This window comes from Niabella sp., from assembly GCF_030150205.1.
Classification (GTDB): Bacteria; Bacteroidota; Bacteroidia; order Chitinophagales; family Chitinophagaceae; genus Niabella.
In genome coordinates this window covers 85,884-106,734 of record NZ_JASLGT010000016.1, presented here as the reverse complement: position 1 = coordinate 106,734, position 20,851 = coordinate 85,884, and the positions used below count along the sequence as shown (strand labels likewise).

Here is a 20,851-nt window from a genome sequence, read left to right as displayed (position 1 = left end):
TAATTTAAAACCAATAAGCCGGGCCATTACCAAAATACCCATAAGGCCGGGTTGGCGTATCATAGTCAGTTCGAAAATAAGGAGTAGGGAAAAGATACTTATGAAATCCATTCTGAAAAAAGTCCTGCACCATTGGCGACTCTATACCAAAACGATAGGAAAACCCATTTTGCGCTTTTATAGAAAAATAAAGTGGGCTGGAAATGCTCCGTGTGTTATTATCATACACCCCTCTCTTATTATTATACCCCCATATCCTTGATTTCCAAGATGATGCACCCCCAAGTGCATCTTCATATTTGCTATGATCAGTTGTAAAGATCTGTGTGCCAAATCCAAAATTTCCATACCCCATCTCCAAAGCAAAAGTCCTACCCTTATCTGTGGAAGATCCAATTGGACTATAGTCATCATAAAACGCAAAATAAAAGCCTTTTTTGCTATTATAAGTTATTCCGTTCACCCTTTGATTATAGTAATTTTTCCCATCCCCGACGTTGATACCCGTCGATGAGACTCCAAATCCACCTAACCTCACTGCAACAGTATTCGTATTATACCACCCCTCAGCCTTGACATCTACCGAATTCAAGGTTTTTCCCACACCTAATCCAGCAGTCAAGGAAAAGTCCCCAAATGTAGCAGTTCCGCTCGCCGACAACCCAAAGCTCGCACCGGTTGAGCCGAATGCAATCGAAGGTCCAAAACTCAGGGCGAAATTTTTGCTTATAGGTATCGTCATTTGAGGAAAAAGGGAGGACGCAGCACTAGTTGCTACCATACCGGCAGCGTAGCCCGCTGCAACGAGATTTGCGCCTGCCTGGCCAAATATACTTGCATACCCTGATGCAGCAACACTTGAGCCACCTGTATAATAACCTAACATAAAAGTAGCTGCAGTCAATGCACCTTCACCCAGGGCCTTCAGCCCCCAGTCATGAGTTGTAATACCGTGTTTAATATACCCAAACAAAAATCCGGCGCCAGCGACTATAACATCATCCCAACCAGCCCAATTCCCCGTTAGGTCCCGAAACATTAACGGGTTGTTATTTGCATAGGAGTATCTATTGAATCCCTGCGTTCCATATACCCCCGATCCATAATTGTCGGGGCTCAGCATCTTTCCGGTAAAAGGATCATACAACCGGGCGTTCATGTTGATTAACCCGAACGCTTCCAGCTGCTCGTGTCCAGTATAGCCTCTAAACAACCAAACGGGTACGGATGGCACACTGGCGTAAGTCCAGTTAGCTGGGTTTCGTTTACGGCCCCATGCATCAAAGTTCTGCTCAGCGACTACGGTACCGCTGGAATTGGTCACCACTAATATGCTCCCCAGGTAATCCGTATACACTGCATGAGGAGCTCCATTAATGATCATTGCACATAATCCATTGCCACCCGCTACATATACAATATGGTTAACCACCCCACCGGGCAGACTTTGCCTTTCATAACTACCCAGGAACAACTTTGTCTCCATCGATCCTGCTATACTCTGCACCGTCTTTACTCTTTCGTCATCCACTCCATAGGTAAGGTCCAACGTATTTATGCCCTTTACGATCTGCAGTGGCCTTTGGAAACTGCTATAGCTTACGCTTAATGCCGGGTCACTTACCAGGGCAGACGTTCCCACCATCGGGCTGACATACGCAACAGCATTCGGTCTCGCCGTCATATAGGTGTAATTTCCAATATCTGACTTTGAGGCTATATTACCGACGCTTTGCGATGTGCCGGCCCCGTCATAAGTGATGGAAAATTGTTGGGTCCCATTTACAGTCGCGGAGGTCAACCGATTAAGGTTATCATACGTAAACACCTCAGACAAGCTTCTAAGAGCATCGTTCCGCGAGCTTAAATTTCCTGTATTCAAATCAAAGCTAAACCTTAAATCCTGAATACCAGCAGTATAATATTTAGTCGGCAAGCCCTTATCATAGTAATTTGTACTTAGTAACCCATTTACAAGCCTATACTGTGTGGCATGCCCCAGACCATCAAAACCCGCCGCCTCATAGAGAACATTTGTTCCCTTTAGCACCTTAGTCAAGATACCGGCATTTGTATACTGGTTTTCAATCCTTGTGCCATCTGGATATATAGTTGCAGAGAGATTATCATTCGCGTCATATTCGTAAACCGTATTAAATGTCCCCTCTCCAGTTATAATATCCTGCTGCTGAACAACCCTCTGATAATTATCATAGAATGTTTCTCTACTGTGGTCCCCGTTCGATATCTTTTTTAATGCCTTATTATTGGCCGCATTGTAGTATTCGAACGTCGTTGTACCATCTACTGTTGTTCGGGTTAGCGCCCGTCCCAAGCCGTCATAGGTCAAATTTGTGATTTTCCCATTTGCATCCGTTTGTTTAGTTAATAGGCCTGAAGCGTCATATTCATATCCAATAGTTCCTGCGTTTGCTTCGTTTGCCAGTATCTTTCTTCCATAACTATCATAGGTATTCGTTACCATGGTTGTACCATTGACCACTGTAGTAAGAGGGTTCCTTCGTTCATCATAAGCATATGTCACAACGCCACCATGATCTAATGTCTCTATAGACAGCCCAATAGCGTCTCTTTTCTCGCTACTTACTTGACCAGCCAGGTTGGTTCGCGTTATAACAGACTGCCCATAGCCAGGGTAACTATATGATATTGTTGCTGTACCATTTGGCGTAATAGTTGCTGATAGTTGATTCAACGGAGCACCATAGATACTGGTTGTCGTCAGGATGGTCTCGCCGGTGTAATATGGAGCAGATTCTGAGGAGATTCGCCCTTTTGCATCGTAGTTTTTCGTCTGTGTTGTCCATTGACCGTTCCAACCCAATACCTGTGTTTTAATACCCCTTCCCAAACGGTCGTACCATACTTTCTGATCCGACTTCACTCCATCAGGATAGTCTACTAAATGGTAATACGTTTGCTGACCGTTAACATCCCATACATCCGATTCAAATATCTGATGTCCTAAAGGCGTTGTCGTTTTCATTAGCTTGCCCAGCGCATCATACTCGTAGATAGTGGTCAGGCTGCCCGAGGTTCCATCCCCGTCTGTTGACGTTAGCGGTACGGCCCATAACGGGTGATAGGTAACGGATCCCGTACTTGTTATGCCATCACAACTAGCTACAGTATTAACAACAAACTTCTGGGCTACATCATAAGTATATGTTGTTGTTAGATTCGGTTTGCTGGGTATTGAACTTACCGACTGAATCATATTGCCATATATATCATAGCTGTAAGTTGTAGATGCCGCCAACGGCGTGGATGCCCAATCCGTTTTATTTTGCAGCAGGCCCCGGTCTGTTGTATAAGACATGGTACCGATCTTGCTGGCAGTGTTGGTCCCTTTGGTATTACTTGCTGTAACCTGGATGGGAAATACAGGCACCAGTGCTTTGCCCGTTTGTGTGTACTGGGTGCTGACAGTAGCTGTCTCTAAAGCTGTTACATCACTTCCGTCCCAGTAACCGGACTTGGTGACCTGTTGCGTTACATTATCATAGCTATCATAGGACATTTCCCTCTTCACAGCAGCACCACTCACCAGGTTCCGCTCAATACTTGTGGCCGATTGCACTTTGATACGATTGAACGATGTATAATATCGGGTAGAAGTTGTGCTCAGTGGTACAATGGTACTGGTCTGTACAGAAGTGCTGATCAGCGTGTCGTTCAAATACATGTTACTTGTTTTCGGTAAGAGCACACGGTAATAGCCACTCAGTTCACTAGTAGACTCCGTTTTATCTCCGAGCGTCGATGATGTTGTCATTTTAGCAAATCCCAAGAGCCCTTTTTGCCGGTCTAATACCAGGTCTTCATACCTATAGTTACGGGTTACTGTTCCCCCGATACCATCCGGTGACTGCTGGTTTTTTACCACCTTAATCGGCAGTGACATTACATTAATGGGATAGGCGTTGCTCAAAGCACCGGTAGTAGTGTATATTGGACCGCTGTTTTTTTCCGCCAATGATTCATAGGTAAACGTTGTTTCATTACCAAAACCATCAGTCACCTTGTTCAGCAAACTTACATCCTTGTTTGCTCCTATCCCCTTGGTTCCGTTTATTAAACCGTAGTTTGTTGCATCTCCCTGAATCAGTTCCATTTTGCCATCGCCATCAAAATCACCGATGCTTAGCGGAAAATAAGGAGTATTATCCAGATTGTAGTTAGTGCCAGTCGGCGTCGTATATATATATGTATAAGTTGTTACTGGCTGGTAATCATAGGTTACGTAATAGGTATATTCGTCCTGATGTGTATAGGGATTCCAACAACCCCCAAAATCGGTCTCAACTATTTCTGCATCAGGATGCTGATCCAAAAAATTATTCCAATTGCTTTCACATACATACGCTGTTTGCATGGGCTCGTACATTTCATAAGAATCCAACCCTTTGGAATAATATACAGCCTGGCGTTGTTGCATATAATAATAGGTACATGTACCGTTTTTACATATTGTGGCATCATTTGGAGTAGTAGTAGTGGTAGTGCCTGGCCCAGGATAAGAAAAAGTTGCAGTATATGTATCTGATTGATATATGTCTGTTAGTCCATCTCCGTTTAAATCTGCCGCTGCAAACCTGGCAGGACGGGCAATTGAAGTAGGCGACTGTGTCAATCTATAATCAAAACTGGGAGTATACTGCAGATAGAATGGTGCATACTTATAGTCTGTACCCGAACTATAAAATACTGATGCGTAACTCGTATTATTACTGATACAAACTATATCAGTCTTTTTGTCCCCGTTAAAATCACCGATCATTACCTGCCGGTAATTATTATAAGAAATGTTAACCGCATTCAGTATCTGGGTTGCCTGGAAATTATAGCCGCTACTAGCAGGAATCTGATTGATTGCATAAACGATATAGCTATACGGCTTAAATACAATTAACTCCTGCTTTCCGTCACCATCAAAGTCTATTGCATAAATAGCTTTTGCGTCTTTCACCTCATTGCCCAGCCCCAGGATCTCGCTATTATAATAGCCATTGGATGTATTAGTAAAAAAGGCTTTATAAGAATAATCGAAGATCGGATAATACGCATAAGTCCATCCTGTTGGAAATACCCAGGACCATTGTTTACTGCCGGTGCCCGTTTGATACTGCCGTCCTAAAATCATGATCGCATCACCTTTCCCATCACCATCAAAGTCTCCCTGAACCAATGAGTTAGCATCCTTCAAATAAAAATTGTAATTATCCCCAAGTGAATTGGGGATAGGAAGTGCTGTTGAATCTACACTAAGGCCGCCACTTCCGTTCGACGTAAAATTATCAAGCTTAAGATAATCCGTATAGCTCATTCCATCTTCCTCCTGCCCACCTTTTGTGTTCCAGAAAATGTGATATTTATTTGTTGCCCTTAAAATACCGTCTTTCCCATTGCCATTAAAATCCGTTGGGTAACTGGAGTATGGACTGGTGAGATCATTCTGTTTTACATAAGATGCCGCTGGTAAATTCTGGCTCAACTTTAGTTGAGCCGAAACGCCACCGCCCGGAAGTATATCTGTTACTATATCATAGCGTTGAGATGTTATACTGTCAATGGCCGTGCCTGCTGTATTGAAACGCGCCTGCTTGTCGGCAATCAACAAGTCTGTTCTTCCATCACCATCAAAATCTCCCGGAACCAGCGTTGCGTTGATTGAGTTTAAAGAGTTGTAACTACCCAAGGTGAACGAGGTACCTTCTTCCTCGTCCACCTTTCCATAATCAAACTTTGTCAGCACAGAACTCATATTATCCGTCCCAACCAATTCAATGCTTTTTAGGTAATGACGTTTTAACTTCACCTCCTGGTTTAGCTTGTAATCTATCTGCCGCACACCATCTATATTAATCGTTATCTTGTTTAAAATATTAAACCCTTTAAATGGCATCCCCCCCACGAACGCAATACTTGTGTTTTGTTTGTAGAAATAACCAAATTGTAGCGTTACGTTGGAATAAGCTATATTATCCAGCCATGTACCGTTCTCATACTGGCTATAGTTGTACGTAATTGTATTATTACTTACGTCCTTCGTATTGGATATAAACCAGGAGAAATTGGCTGTAGCCCTTAGCCGGTCACTGGTTTGCGCTCCATACTCCATCACCACCCCTTCCTTGGAAGTTACGCGCCACCAGTCGGGATCACCAGCCACAGTGCCAAAGGATTCTATTTTGCTATAATTTTTCGCCTCTGTTTCATACACGGTTCCATTGCTACCGTTTGTGCCACTTACCGGAATGAGTAACTGCCCATCCAGGTAAAAGTTATCATCGGCATTAAAACGAACCGGGATCGTTAACCCATTGTGATACCTTGTCTGACCACCTCTGGTGATACCGCTCAAACCTGTAAGGTTCCAACCCCAGCCAGCCAGGCCGTCTGTCGTCCTTGAGTTGTAGCTTATAGATAATGAAGGTTGCATCCCAGCAATCCCTTTCGGTACTTTTATTGGAACACTATAGCTGGCCGCACCGTCCAGTGAAACATCTGCATTTCCTTCCAATACTCCTACAGGCTTTGATGGATTAATTTGAGCAAGAACGCTTGCCGTCAGCAATGCTAGTACGCTGGATAACAAAACTCTTTTCATAGTTATTCTCATTTGGGCTTCGTTTAAGTTTTTAGACTTGGTTTTTTGACAGCTCCGGATCCGGCTGGGAGATTTCCTGTTTACAGCTTTATAATCTCCTGGTTTATATTAACCTCGCCGCTTTTGAGCCGCATATAATAATGCCCTTTGGGCGCCTGCGCCAGGTCTATTTTTACGCGATCCCCTGTTACCTCCAGAGTCTGAATATACTTGCCGGCTGCATCCACTATGTGCACCGGATCCCTCTTTAGCGGGCTCACAAACTTCAGGGCAACTGACCCACTTTCTGGTTGCGTATAAATAACATCGACCTTTCGCAGTTCCATACTGCTGCTTTTGGCATACTCCGCAGCATCTCCCTTTTTATAACTATTGATCCGCGCATTTACACATATATACTGCCGGCTTGTTAAATTACCGGAAGCATCATAGGTGTACTGCAGCCCGCAGGCTCCTACAGGGATCGTCTGGCTGTAGCTGTTCATGCTCTGCATAACTATGATGTATAATAATAGAAGCAATTTGTTTCTCATATCTCAGTTTTCAAAAAGGAAAAATATATTTTTTTATGTTTACCGGTATCAGGGCTTTTTGTTTTTTGTTTCCTGGACATATATACCATTAATAATCTGCCGCTTTGCTGACAGGTATAACTTATATTGTTCCTTACTTAATACCTCCTTATAACTCACATCACGTTGCCGCTCGATCAGTCCGAACGCCCTAAACAGGACAGCCTTGTCTTCAATGGTGGCCTTAGCATTATTTTTATCCATCTCCAGCCGGTAATTAATTTTAAACAGTTCATCAATCTGATCTTTCTTTAGCCCCAGCCTGGCCCCAAACCCATTGCTGAAAAGGTTTCCGTAATGAACGGATTTTACAGAATCCTTTTTAAATCGCACCAAATTCAGGCTGTCTGTCATGCGCTCCAGTGCTATACTGTCAGCTTTAGACAAAGCGACGACCTTGTCAGAAACTTTACCTTTAGTGGAGGATCCGGGAGCTTCTTGTAACGAACGACTACCAACGCCAGAACGCGCCTGACCAAAGGACACTACGCTCACAAGCGGCACCATTAAAACAGTTAGTACATATTTTCTCATATCGTTGTTTTTATTTCCCTTTTTTCTTTAGGGCATCACATACATTTGCCTGCAATCCGTATCGCTCCTCCGATTAGGGCATTACGCCAAAATCCAAACAACAATCATTTCTAAATGGAATTCAGTTCTCTTTGGTCTGCATCAGTTCACGGGCTCTTTTCTAACAAACTGGCTCCATAGGCATCGTATCATATTTATCTCATAGCTTTTATCTTCCAACACTATAAAACAACACAACATAAAGCTAATATACACTTGAACAATTGTCGTCAAACATGCCGCCTATTTTGAAAAAATTAGACTTTAGTATAATCCTTTATACAATTAAAATCCAAAAGACAAATTGAATGATTGCAAAAAACCAGGAAAGTACTATAAGCTCATCTACTTTTTAAATAACATTATAAAGTACTAATCAAAGACAAAAGTTGGTTAGAGGAAGGCCAATTGCGTCCCCCCCAAAGCTCAAAATACCGACATTTCAAAAAAACAAACAAATAGCAGAAAGCAGCCTCTTTTATTCAGGTGCTACTAAAGAAAAGCGCTGTCCAGTCCGTTGCAGATACAATTTATGTAAGAAGTTCTTTCTCAAATTGGTAAAAATATACCGCCAAGTAATAAAGAGGATGCTACAACTTAACATAGTTTATAAAATAGCCTATTGCTTCCGCAATATTGTTAACTTCCAACTTTTTAAATAATTTAGTTTTATGAAACTTGATTGCAGCTTCACTGAGATGGACTTCCTTGGCTATATCCTTGTTCGTCATTCCTTGAGCCGAAAGCATAATAATTTCTTTTTCACGATCTGTAAGCAAGAGTTGTTCCTTATTCAACCATTCCGCTCTTCCAAAATTATAAACATACGATTCCTTTGTAGTATCGTTTCGAATTTGTGCTTGACCTACAGAATGCCCCGAAGCCATTGACATTATACCTAAGACCAGCCACTCTTGCCCTTTCTCGTCAAGCAACAAAGGCGTTACTTTGTGGTTAACGAGCATTTTCTTATTTCGAAACTCAAGATTGAAATTGTGCGAAATAGAACAACATGTTTTTTCAGCTGCAGGAAGCGCGCGAAAAAACTCTTTTCCTGCCCTATAAATAGTTTGTAGTATGTCAACTTCCGCTCTTGGCGTATGACTAAAAAAGAAATTATACCCCCACTCTTTCACCAAATTCACGTTGTACCCGCATAAAAACAATGAGTTTTCCGCCATGTATACAAATTTTCTTATATGAGAATCAAACACATAAATACTCTGCTCATTTAATCGATTAAATGTTTTTGCAGTCTCAATATACAGATTCAAGGTTTTGCTATACTCTGGATTTGTGGATCTCATAATTTTAGATTTGGATGAAATTGAACTCTTGTAAATGAACGAAGGCATTTGCAAAGGTTAAGGCCCAAAGATGTATAACAGAAAAAAGAATTCCTTTCGTATAGGCGGTAGCCCGTTATAAGCGAAATTGCTTCATTCAGACAGTAGCGGTATGAAATTCATCATGGTAACGCTTTGTTCAATTCAACAGTTAGCTTCACAAGGTGGTCTTCCCCCTAGGAAAAGCAAGATGTTCTGATACTAAATAGTGTATACACTGAATGTATTTAACTCCTTCTCGAGATTCATACACCAATTCAATAAAGTCCATCCAAATTGATGTTACATATTATTTTTTTCATTATCGATTATTGAAATTGTTAAAAAACAGAGATCTTTTATATGTAGTCAATAAAACAAAAGGTCTTTATTATTCAAATATTCCATTTCTCAAAGCATCATTTGATTAAAAATCAACTAATAATTATATATAGCAATTTAACAAAAAAAACGATTTAATTAAAAATTATCAGCTTTATTTTGTTAAAGGACCTTTAAGGAGGGGTTTGCATTTGAAATGGCTCGCCGTCGGTTCCACGCATTACATTGACTTTCAGACACATATGCTCAATACATATAATTACAGAAACAATATTTTTACTGACGCCCGCTATTTCTGATTCGAATTGAAGTCCTCCCTGTTGACCTGCAATGACAGTGGTCTGTAAACCAGTTTCCCGAATGTTGCCCCCGTATAGCTTTACTCATGCATTGAATGATTTCTGTTTAGCAGACACGTCTCTGTTAAGCATACCCGATTGAACAAGCTAACACTAAAATGAACGATATCTACATCTGCCGCGTTCAGAACCGGCAATTTTCAAAAAATCATTAATAAATTGGTTTGATTCCCGTACGCGGCACCAAAAGGGAAATAAAAAATGAACACGATGGAAGCCTTCTTTAATAGAAAAGGCATTGGCATCTTTACCTCGATTCGGTATATATTCACCCCTCCTCCCACTTCCCTTCTGTTGTTATCACTTCAGAGTCTTACTAATTTTGAGCATTTTGTTTAATCAACAGATAATGATAGTTGGCTTGAAACAAGGACCTGATTATACATCAACATTTTATAACCCGCAATTAACGACGCCATTTTGACAGTCAGTCAATTCGCAGAATCTCAAAAACTCTTCAACAATCTGGTTCGTTCATTTTCCCGATCCCGCTACAAAAGCTCCTTTATGGAGCTTTTTTTATGCTTATGATTTACACGGTATACGTTCTGTTTGCAACGGAATATAACAAACACCACACGGGCTTCACAACCTGTCCATGGAAACTGATTTTCAGGTCACCTAAGTCACTTATGAATCTCCGCTTTTTTTGTTTTCGCATATTTTTTTGGAGTAATACCATATTGCTCCTTGAAGCACCTGCAAAAATAACGCTGTTCGGCGTAACCGACAATCTCACTAATCTCTAAAACTGTTTTATCCGTCAGCTCCAAAAGGGTGGCAGCACGTTTCATTCGTATACTCCTGATTAAGTCTATAGGAGGCATATTGGATATTTCCGATAGTTTGCGATATAAAGTGGATCGGCTGATATACAATTTACTTGCAAGAACATCAACGTTAAAGTCTATATCTGCAATATGGTCCTCAATAATTTTAGTTACCCCAATCATAAACTTATCATCATCAGAAGTGATCAATACTTCTTTTGGGTTAACAATCAGTTCCTTTCTCAGATGTTCTTTAATAGCCGCCCGTGTGCCCCTCAATTGGTTAATACGCGTCTCAAGGTTGGATATATCAAAAGGTTTGATCATAAATACATCTGCCCCGGCCTCGTATGCTTTGGACTCAATATCTGCGTTAGATAATGAAGATATATATATAATGGGTGTAACAGACAAAAATGGATGCGATTTAATCTGACGGCAGATGTCATACTTGCTTTCTTCCTCATGGACGATGTCACATATAACGACCACAGGAGGTTTGCTCAACATTGGTTTTATCCCCACAGATTCAGAAATAATCTGTACATCAAACCGATCAGCGAATACGTTTTTAATAAACAGATCTATTTCCTGATCTCCTTCGAATAAGTAAATAACAGGAAGTGTGTTAACAGATGCGTGTGCATGACCGGCCACTTGCTTTAATGACGCACCCATAGGTAGTAAAGAAACAGGTTTATCGTTATCCAACGACTTAATTTCTTTCTGCGAATAGTGCGAACTACCCAAGGAAAGCCCGAACAGGTAGCTAAGGGTTTTACTATTTATGTTATGACTGATACGCAACTCATCATGATGCAGCTTAATATAATCGTATGCGATAGAAAAACGGGTGTTTAATGCGTTTATGTTCACCTCCCTGTATTTATCTCCCGTAGCTACGATCTTAATTTTTAATTTATAATCCTCGGTATCTAACGTGCAGATTGCATCTATTTTTCCTTCGTCAGATGTTTGAGCAATAGCATCTTCCATTATATTGTAGAGCGCTATTTCTATCTTGGTCACATCGACATATGCGGTAACAGCATCTACATTTGAATCAAATGAATACGTAATTTGCTTCGCCTTCATCTGATCAGTAAACAAGGTAAAGATGCGGTTTATGACAGGTATGATATCCACTTTAGAGAGTTGTAAATCACTCTCCCTTAAGGATTTCTTTTTGAAATCGACTAAATATGATACCTGGTCCGACAACTTGGAAACACTGTCTGACATCGTGCGCAACATTTGTTTGATGTCCGCCGCCGGTAGTTGGTCATATTTTTTTATTAAATACTGTAACGGAGCATAAATAAGCGTTAACGGAACTTTAAAGCCATAGGAAAGATTCGTATAATAATTAATCTTCCAGTTGTTAAGGGCATCCCGGCGTCTGAGTATAAACCTCAGTCTGTATATTCTTATAACCAGGGCTGTGATTCCCATTAAAATGCTGATGTATATTAAACAGGCCCACCAGCTCTTCCAGGGAGCAACCCTGATCTTAATAGCGATCGTTTTGACATTGTCGAGCCAAATACCAGAGGCATTGGTTGATCTTACTTTGAATACATAATCTCCTGCATCTAAATTAGAGTAGGATGCGGAATGCCTTAATGCGTCCGTCATGATCCAATCTTTGTCGTAACCTTCTAACATATAAGCATACTCGATCATCATTGGTTCTTTGTAGTACAAAGAACTGAACCTGAAGGTAAATTGATTTTCTTTGTGTGAAAGAACGATTTTTTCAGAGCAATTTATTTCCGGCGTCTCATACGTTGGGTTATTGGACAGTCGTTTATTCATAACCTCCACATCCGAGATATTTATTTGATGCTGATAGGTGTCAAGTTTAAGTTTCGTGGGATTAAAAAAGTTCAAACCATTTACGCCTCCTATGAATATTTCTCCTGCCTGGTTAACGCCTCTGCCTAAAACATACCATGTTTTAACGATGTCCTCCGTAACATTGAGCTCGTAATAATAAATCTTATCACCGGGGCCAATCTTATAGATACCGCGCAGGCCTACGGCCCATATATTTCCAAGAAGATCCTGTATAATTCCTCCTATATAAGCATTCTTACGGGAGTAGGGAAATTCTACTTTTTCAAATGCTCCTTTATTGGGTTTATACTGATAGAGCCCGTTGGACGTACCCACCCAAACCCTGTTGAGCTGATCGATGAAAATAGTAGTGATCCATGTATCTCCGAATTGTTTCTTGGGATAGAGCTGGGTGTGCGTAATACGGAAATTCTTATCGAGCTTCAGAGAGTATAATCCATCATTGTCAGACGAAAGCCATAAATTGCCTTTAGGATCACGGCAGATCGTTCTGTGATGTGGATTAATGGTTGAAGGAAAATGAATCCTGGTAAAACTGCCATCCGAAGGGCGAATAACACCGACACTTTCGGAAAATGCGATCCAAATGTTGTCCTGTTCGTCTCTAAACCCTGAACGTACATATCGCATACCATATGTATTTAGCGTGTCGCTCAGCTTCTTACTATCATAAAATACTTTTCTTTTTGTGTCGAAGAATTTGATTGAATTTTTTGTTCCAACCAATAAGGTGTCTCCTTTGTATTTGGTAATATATTGAATTTTATTATTGGCAATGATATCGTTTTTATCTCTTAAGTCCCTGTATGGAGTAAAGGTATAATTTTCCTCGTCCTTCCATTCCAGTTGGTTAATACCATTTGATGTAGCCAACCATAATACATTGTTCGGATCATAGTAGATGGATGATATGATGTTGCTGGAGGGAACGTTGCGTTTGTCAATATTAAATTTAACCGTGTGAAAACTACGGTTGTCTTTTCCATTATAGAGAAAAAGACCATCTAACGTGCATATCCAAATATTGTCATTCGTATCTTCATGGATGTCGAAGATGGTGTTTTTCAACTCACTTTCTCTGTATTCATCCATGAAAAGCTTGTTCCTGAAAACAAACGCACCGTTTTCATCTGCTTCAAAAACAGATATGCCTAACCCCCTTGTGCCAATCCAGATTTGATTTTCATATTCAAAAATAGACAGCACTTCATGATTAAACGCCAGATGGCGCATTCCCGCCATACCCGGAGTAAGCACATCATCGTATTTACCATACAGGATTTCTTCCCCCCGGCAAATCCAGATATTATTATACTTATCAAAAAATATCTTTGCAATACGCTTTCCTTTATACAAATTCTCGACCTTCATCTTCCCGTTTGGTCCAATACTGATGGTCGATAGTCCTAATTCCGTCCCTACCCATATCTTTTGATGATCATCAGTAATCATACAAATAATATGATTGTCTGATTTGTTTTTATCCATCAGCAATTTATTGATGAATTTCCAGGAATGGTCAAACAAAAAAATATCATTATTGGTGGCTACTATCTTATAACGATCATTTGAACAATAGGAAACAATATTTTTCCCAGCCAAAAATTCAGAGCATATCTTGCTTTGATTCCGGAGATAATCATAACAGAATAATCCATTATAAGACCCTACATATATCTTATTTTCTTCGCGTTTAATGAAGTTAACATATACTCCCTCTTCGATAGCCCGTTCGTATGGTAAGGCGGTATATCCGTCAAACCGGCTTAGGCCTCTATTGGTCCCCAACCACATAAAACCGAGGGAATCCTGCGCAATAGAAGTAACCGTAGTATTGGATAATGCAACCTTTAGCCCCCAGGGCTGCGTATTTTGAGCATGACCCCATACTGACCACAGAACCACCAGGAGTAGGAACAAAGGCAGTTTGCCGGTTCGACATTTCATATTCAATCGTTATTTTTTCAGATCCGAACAAAAACAGCTGTTGCTACCAAGGCAACCAAAAAGAGGATTACCTCAAGGGAACGTTCTTATTCAAAACCGGTTCTGTTCATGATCGGTTGCCTCTAAATCATCTGGCAAATGAAACCCTCTCCCACAAGCGAAAGAAGTATGATAAAAAGAGGCAATAACCTAAATGTATACATTTTTGAATAAATTTAGCCCATTTCATGATCAAAAAAAGAGTATTGATCTATTTTTTTCATTTTTTTGCGCCCCTATATTGTAAAACTCCCCTCTATTTTTGTACCAAAACATTTACAATCCCCAAAACTCATGAAAGCAAAACTACTTATCTTATCACTCCTATCCCTGATAACGGTGAAGCTTGTTGCACAGAATGCGACAGTCACCGGAGTTATTACAGATGGTGAAACAAAAGACAACCTAATAGGTGCGTCCGTATCCATTAAAGGGGCCTCTAAAGGAACCATTACGGATGCTAACGGCAACTATACATTGTTCACCCCGGTAGGAAAACAAACGATTCGATTCTCATTTTCCGGTTATCAAACGCAGGAATTTGAAGTTAATCTGAAAGCCAACGAAGTTAAGCGCCTTGATTTGGTGCTCATTCCTGACGGAGGACGTGTATTAAATGAAATAGTCGTTAGTGCCCAGGCGAAAGGACAAACTGCTGCTATTAACAGGCAGTTAAATGCCACGGGTATCATCAACGCCGTATCGGAAGAAAAACTACGCGAATTGCCGGATGCAAATGTTGCGGATGCGGTTGGCCGTTTGCCCGGGCTGATGATTCAGCGTGATGGCGGAGAAGGTCAGAAGATCATCATCAGGGGGCTTGATCCGAAATATAACACGGTCGCAATCAACGGTATGAATGCCCCATCTACCAGTAGTACAGACCGCAGTACGGACTTAAACATGATTTCTCCGGAAATGATCGCCGGTGCAGAGGTAATGAAAGCAAGCACGGCTGATAAAGATGCTGATGGATTGGGAGGCACCGTTAACCTTATATTAAAAGACGCATCCAACGGTTTTAAATTAAATGTTTCAGGAGAATCGGGTTACCACTCGCAAATCAGCAATATTGGCCGTTACAAAGGTAATTTATTCGCCAGCAACCGTTTCTTAAATGATCGTCTTGGTGTAATTTTTACCGCAAGCGCGGATAAAACAGACCGCAGTAATGACGCGTTTAGAGGAAATTACGACGTTAGTGGAAATGCCCCAACAGAAGGCCTTAATTATACAATGCCCTGGTTGAGAACCACTCGTTTACAATCGAATCTTGAAAAACGTCAGCGCTTAAACGCTAACATCAATATGGATTGGAATTTAGGTAAAGGTTCCAAAATTAAAATGTCTAACCTGTTTAGCAGGATGGATCGTGACCGCGATGTTCGTGAAAAAAGATACGACTTTAATGGCAACTATCTACGATTCAACCAAACGGACATAGAGTTTAATACCACTAACATTACCAACATGCTGCAAGGTGAATTTAATGTATTAAGTTCCAAGCTGGAAATCGGAGCCGGACGTAGCAACTCCAACTCTAAAACGCCTTATAGCCATGATTTGCAGTTCAGAATAAACGCACCATTTACCGTACCCATAAGTTCGTTATTATATTTGCCCCCCTATTTAGCTGTAAGTCCCCAGTTTGTGGATGAAACCCCGCTTTCAAAGTATTATATGTATGAGGGATATTTTAATACTGAGGCGGCAAAGGAAACAGAATATAGTGCCTGGTTAGATTGGAAAAAACCATTCACGATTAATGATTTTATAGGCGGTTACATTAAATTTGGTGGAAAATACCGTCAGAAAGACCGGTCCCTGGCGAGCTCGCAGGATTATGGCCGTATGGATTTAAGAGAAGGGCTTGATGTAATAAATGCAAATATGCCCAATCTTGAGAAGTCTACCTTTAAGAACCTGGTGGGCATTCAGAGCTTCCTTGATACAGATTTCAAACCGCATCCGTATTTAAACAACAAATATGCGAATTTGAATTTCAACTTCGCCCTGGATCACAATGCCATGAGAAACTTCTATAATGTGAATAGAAGTGTTTATCAATCTACCCCGTCTTCAACTTTACAAAATGATTACGACGGACACGAAGAAATGTTAGCTGAGTACATTATGAGTGAAATCAACTTCGGAAAGTTTGTAACATTCATTCCCGGTGTACGTTATGACCATTCTTATTTACATTATCAGGCTTATAGCGGCCAGAATGTACCGGAAAGTGAAACCAGCCATTTTGAGGCAAATTTTGAAAGAACCTCCGACTCCGAGAAATTTGGCTATTGGTTACCACAAATGCATTTACGTATAAAGCCCGTTCAATGGATGGATGTCAGATTGGCCTATACCAAAACATTGTCCAGACCCGATTATAATTTGCTTGCGCCCAGAACCATAATCAAACCAACATCAAGTGATGTTACCTGGAGCAGGACAAATCTAAAACCAGCGCTTTCCACAAACTATGATTTAATCTTATCTTTTTATCGCCCGGACTGGGGTTTGCTCACCGTTGGTGGTTTCTATAAAAAGATCAAAAATTTCATCTACACACGTTCCGCTTATTTGCTAAATGGTACCGTAACAGATCCCAGGAACTTTGACGGACTTTATCCTGAGCTCGCTGGTTTTAATATCAACTACCCGTTAAATAGCCCCAATGACGCTACCATCAAAGGTTTAGAGGTTGATCTTCAAATGCAGTTCCGTAAGCTGGATAATTTCCTGAGAGGTGTAGTGCTAAGTACAAACTTATCATTGATGGACTCGAAAATGAATTATTTCGAAACGTTGAAGGGAAGAATAGCCAATCCTGATTATGTACCGGGAGGAACTGCAAAACCTTTTATACCGGTCAATTCCGAGGTTACTTATACCGATCGGTTATTAAACCAACCTTCTTTACTTTTCAATGTGTCATTGGGATATGATTATAAGAAATTCTCGGGAAGGGTATCATGCAATTATCAGGACGGCGTGCTTATTTCAGAACAACACCGTCCGGATGCAGCTGACGTAGAATCCACACGCGCTTTTACCAAGTGGGATGCACAGCTTAAATACACCCTAACTAAAAAGCTATCTGTTTACGGAACGTTATCAAACTTTACAATGTCATCGGACAGAAAACGCCGCAATATAACTGACTATCCTACATCAGTAGAGTTTTATGGTTCAACAGCGTACCTGGGTTTTAGATATGACATTTTCAGATAATTTGACTCTAACATAAATTACAATATTATGAAATTGATTAAAATATACTGGGTTGCAATGGGGATCGGCTTATTGTCTGTCTCGCTAACCAGTTGCGAAAAAGAAAACATACTCACCCTTCAGGATTTCCCGGACATTGCAACAGATCCGGGTAACAATCCCGGAAAGCAAATCATTGTAGAACCGGATAATGGTATAGATCGGGTAAACTCACTCACTAAAGCAATCGCACAGAATGGTGAAGGAACGTATATTTTACGCCGGGGGGGATTGTACTATTTTGAAGGGAACAACACCATACAGGCCAATGTAACGATTAAATCAGAAGACGCAGAAGAAGGTAATTTAGCGCAACTTCAGCCATTGGCCGATGCTAATGGAGCTGTCTCTTCCAACATGATTCTTATTGAGAAAAACGTTACACTGGAAAATGTTTACATCAATGCTGTTGATGCAGCTACTGGTAAAGTTCCCGACCGTGTATTGGTTGCCAATCAACCAAACTTAACATTAACACTTAAAAACTGCTTTGTAGATAATTGCAGACAAGCGCTTTTCCGTCTTAACACGGTAGGAAACAAAGTGCTGATTGACAATTGCACGATTAGAAACACGGCGAATCCGACCAGCCCGGATAATGGACGTATAGTGGACACCCGTGCTAACAACCAGGAAAGTATTGTTATTAACAATAGTTATGTGTATTGCCAGACAGACAGGATTGTTCGATTTGACAATTCAGGTACCGCACACTATGCTTTAACAAACAATACTTTTTTTAATATTGGAAGACACATAGAGATTAATTATGCGATAGACGTGCTTATTGAAAACAACATCTTCGCTGATTGTGGGTGGAAATTGACAAGTTCGCCTGGTGTGTTGTGGGATGTAACGATGCAAAACGAGGCAAACGATCCCCGTGTAAAAAATGCAAAAATTATTATCCGCAACAACAATATATTCTACGATCCGGTACTCTCAAATATGCTGAAGAATTACCCCAACTTCCAACTCCGAACGGGTCTTTCGGCAGATGCAATTAAAATGAAAAATGATGGCCGTTTTATTGAAGAAAACAATTTTTCTGAAATTTTGACTTTTGATTATGCGCCTCCGTTGCCTACGGCCTATTGGAAATTATTTTTTGATAAAGGAGGTTCCTCTTCTATGGGCGATGCCAGTGGTTTGCCGTTTGCTGTTGATGAAGATGGTAAAGAAGGGATTGTTTTTGGAAAAACGTTCACATTTAATTATCCGGCCAATACAACATCCGCTATTGCATCTACTACTGGTGGACCCATCGGCGCAAGGTTTAAATAAACTTAGATGAAAAAACTTTTTTATTTCATTCTGACTGTACTCTTCCTCTTATCGGGCAACACAAAGAGCGCATCTGCTCCTTTGACGCATCCCTATTTGATTATGAATATGGAAACACAAAGGGAAATCAAAAAAGCAATTAGCTCAAATAAGACGTGGCAGGATTATCATAACCGGATGATTGAAGGTGCCGATTCTATTTTGTTGGCACCTGTATTAAACAGAACGGTTGACGGACGAAGAATGCTGGAAGTTTCCCGGGAATGTCTGCGCAGGATATTACTCCTTGGGTATGCCTACAGGATGACAGGAAAGGAAAGCTATGCACAACGGGCAGAGTCGGAGATGAAACAAGTCTCAAAATTTGCAGACTGGAACCCTTCGCATTTTCTTGATGCGGCTGAAATGACCACCGCGATGGCAATCGGCTACGACTGGTTCTTCAACTATATCAGTGATGCAACCAAAAAGAGTGTGGCAAAGGCTATTGAGATGAAAGGGTTAAGACCTTCATTTAATAAAATCTACAATGATCATTGGTTAGATAATCACAATAATTGGAACCAGGTTTGCCACACGGGTATGACTTTAGGCGCATTGGCAATTTATGACCGCATTCCCCGCTTAGCAGCAACCATTGTAAGTCGCGCTGTCGAAAAGGTAAAGTTGGCCATGGAAATGTACGCTCCGGATGGTGCCTATCCGGAAGGATATAGCTACTGGGCTTACGGAACAACCTATAATATATTGCTGATTGAGGCATTGAAAGCTGTGAGGGGTACCGACTATGGTTTGTCGCAAATGCCTGGTTTTATGAAAACAGGCAACTTCATCCAAAACATGATACTTGGCGATGGCAAATCGTTCAATTATGGTGATTGCAATAATTCAGGGCGCATGTATCCCCCTATGTTTTGGTTTGCGAAACAAACAAAAAACACGGATATCCTATGGGGCGAAAAGTATTTCCTTTCAAATGCTTCCAAAAGCAATATTATAGATTATCGCTATGGATTATATGCTATTATATGGGGTTCGCAGATAAAAACAGACGATATACATGCTCCACGTGAGCAAATGTGGGTGTCTGCCACATCTCAGCAACCTGTAGCAATCATGCGTACCGACTGGCAGTTCAAACAGGGTTTATCTGCTGCCATCAAGGCGGGAACAGCCCAGGCAGGTCATACACATCTTGATGTGGGCTCATTCATTATAACAGATCACGATGTACGTTGGGCAATGGATTTCGGCCCCCAGGATTATAATTCAATTGAGCAATTGGGTATGGATTTGTGGGGGCGTAACCAGGAATCTGACAGATGGAAACTATTCAGATACAACAACCAGGCACATAACACATTAACCTTCAACAATCAGCTACAAGATGTAGAAAGCTATTCGGCAATTACAGAAACGGGTAATAAGCGCCATTTTATGTATGCAACGTTAGACATGAGCACTGCTTATAAGAACCAGGTTGCCAGTGCAAAACGCGGGATGGCATTGGTAGATGAGCAGTATTTTGTGATAAGAGATGAGATAAAAACATTAAATAAACCAACCGTTGTCCGTTGGAATATGCTTACCCAGGCCACTCCAAAGATGCTCGATGCGCATACCATGGAGCTTTCTTTACAAGGGAAAAAATTGCTGATTCAGGTAGCGTCATCGGCAAAAATCTCTTTAAAAACATGGAGCACCGTATCTCCCAACAGTTATGACGAAGCAAATCCCAATACCCTGTTTGTGGGTTTCGAAGCCCAATTAACGCCTGGTGCTGAAGAAACGTTTCAGGTTAAACTGATACCGGGCGAACATCCATTAAACGTCAGAGAAATTCAACAATTGAAAAACTGGAAAAACTATTGAAATTAAC

8 protein-coding genes are annotated in these 20,851 nt (G+C 40.8%); 3 read left to right on the top strand and 5 right to left on the bottom strand.

The genetic code is table 11. The features are described from left to right. Nucleotides 1-4 precede the first annotated feature (4 nt). The 5 genes from Q1V85_RS13515 to Q1V85_RS13495 form a co-directional block, all read right to left on the bottom strand. The gene (locus tag Q1V85_RS13515; RefSeq protein ID WP_300600771.1) at nt 5-6,631 is read right to left on the bottom strand and encodes an FG-GAP-like repeat-containing protein; all 6,627 of its coding nucleotides are present in this window, start codon (nt 6,629-6,631) and stop codon (nt 5-7) included. Between the two features lie 80 nt (nt 6,632-6,711). Further along, nucleotides 6,712-7,164, bottom strand: coding sequence for a T9SS type A sorting domain-containing protein (locus tag Q1V85_RS13510; protein ID WP_300600769.1), 453 nt, complete (start codon nt 7,162-7,164; stop codon nt 6,712-6,714). A 48-nt stretch (nt 7,165-7,212) separates the two neighbouring features. Next, a complete protein-coding gene (locus Q1V85_RS13505; protein WP_300600767.1) occupies nt 7,213-7,737 on the bottom strand; it encodes a hypothetical protein in 525 nt (174 codons plus the stop codon). 629 nt (nt 7,738-8,366) lie between these two features. Continuing rightward, entirely contained in the window at nt 8,367-9,083 is a 717-nt protein-coding gene (locus tag Q1V85_RS13500; RefSeq protein WP_300600765.1) for a LuxR C-terminal-related transcriptional regulator, read from the bottom strand. A gap of 1,345 nt (nt 9,084-10,428) precedes the next feature. Continuing rightward, nucleotides 10,429-14,376 carry a two-component regulator propeller domain-containing protein gene (locus tag Q1V85_RS13495; protein ID WP_300600763.1) on the bottom strand — a complete coding sequence of 1,316 codons (3,948 nt, stop codon included), beginning with the start codon at nt 14,374-14,376 and terminating at the stop codon, nt 10,429-10,431. Nucleotides 14,377-14,709: 333 nt separating this feature from the next. On the opposite strand from Q1V85_RS13495, the gene Q1V85_RS13490 reads away from it, so the two are divergent. Genes Q1V85_RS13490 through Q1V85_RS13480 form a run of 3 tightly spaced genes read left to right on the top strand, consistent with a single transcriptional unit; the run spans nt 14,710 to nt 20,844 of the window. Continuing rightward, on the top strand, nt 14,710-17,649 hold the full coding sequence (locus tag Q1V85_RS13490) for a TonB-dependent receptor (RefSeq protein WP_300600761.1): 2,940 nt from the start codon (nt 14,710-14,712) through the stop codon (nt 17,647-17,649). Between the two features lie 27 nt (nt 17,650-17,676). After that, nucleotides 17,677-18,972, top strand: a complete 1,296-nt coding sequence (locus Q1V85_RS13485; protein ID WP_300600759.1) for a hypothetical protein — start codon at nt 17,677-17,679, stop codon at nt 18,970-18,972. A gap of 6 nt (nt 18,973-18,978) precedes the next feature. Further along, nucleotides 18,979-20,844, top strand: coding sequence for a heparinase II/III family protein (locus Q1V85_RS13480; protein ID WP_300600758.1), 1,866 nt, complete (start codon nt 18,979-18,981; stop codon nt 20,842-20,844). The last annotated feature ends 7 nt before the right edge of the window (nt 20,845-20,851 follow it).

What these genes read in the sequence shown, in the direction of transcription:
- Q1V85_RS13510 (WP_300600769.1), bottom strand. Translation starts at nt 7,164, where the DNA reads ATGAGAAACAAATTGCTTCTATTATTATACATCATAGTTATGCAGAGC.
- Q1V85_RS13500 (WP_300600765.1), bottom strand. Translation starts at nt 9,083, where the DNA reads ATGAGATCCACAAATCCAGAGTATAGCAAAACCTTGAATCTGTATATT.
- Q1V85_RS13480 (WP_300600758.1), top strand. Translation starts at nt 18,979, where the DNA reads ATGAAAAAACTTTTTTATTTCATTCTGACTGTACTCTTCCTCTTATCG.
- Q1V85_RS13505 (WP_300600767.1), bottom strand. Translation starts at nt 7,737, where the DNA reads ATGAGAAAATATGTACTAACTGTTTTAATGGTGCCGCTTGTGAGCGTA.
- Q1V85_RS13490 (WP_300600761.1), top strand. Translation starts at nt 14,710, where the DNA reads ATGAAAGCAAAACTACTTATCTTATCACTCCTATCCCTGATAACGGTG.
- Q1V85_RS13515 (WP_300600771.1), bottom strand. Translation starts at nt 6,631, where the DNA reads ATGAAAAGAGTTTTGTTATCCAGCGTACTAGCATTGCTGACGGCAAGC.
- Q1V85_RS13485 (WP_300600759.1), top strand. Translation starts at nt 17,677, where the DNA reads ATGAAATTGATTAAAATATACTGGGTTGCAATGGGGATCGGCTTATTG.
- Q1V85_RS13495 (WP_300600763.1), bottom strand. Translation starts at nt 14,376, where the DNA reads ATGAAATGTCGAACCGGCAAACTGCCTTTGTTCCTACTCCTGGTGGTT.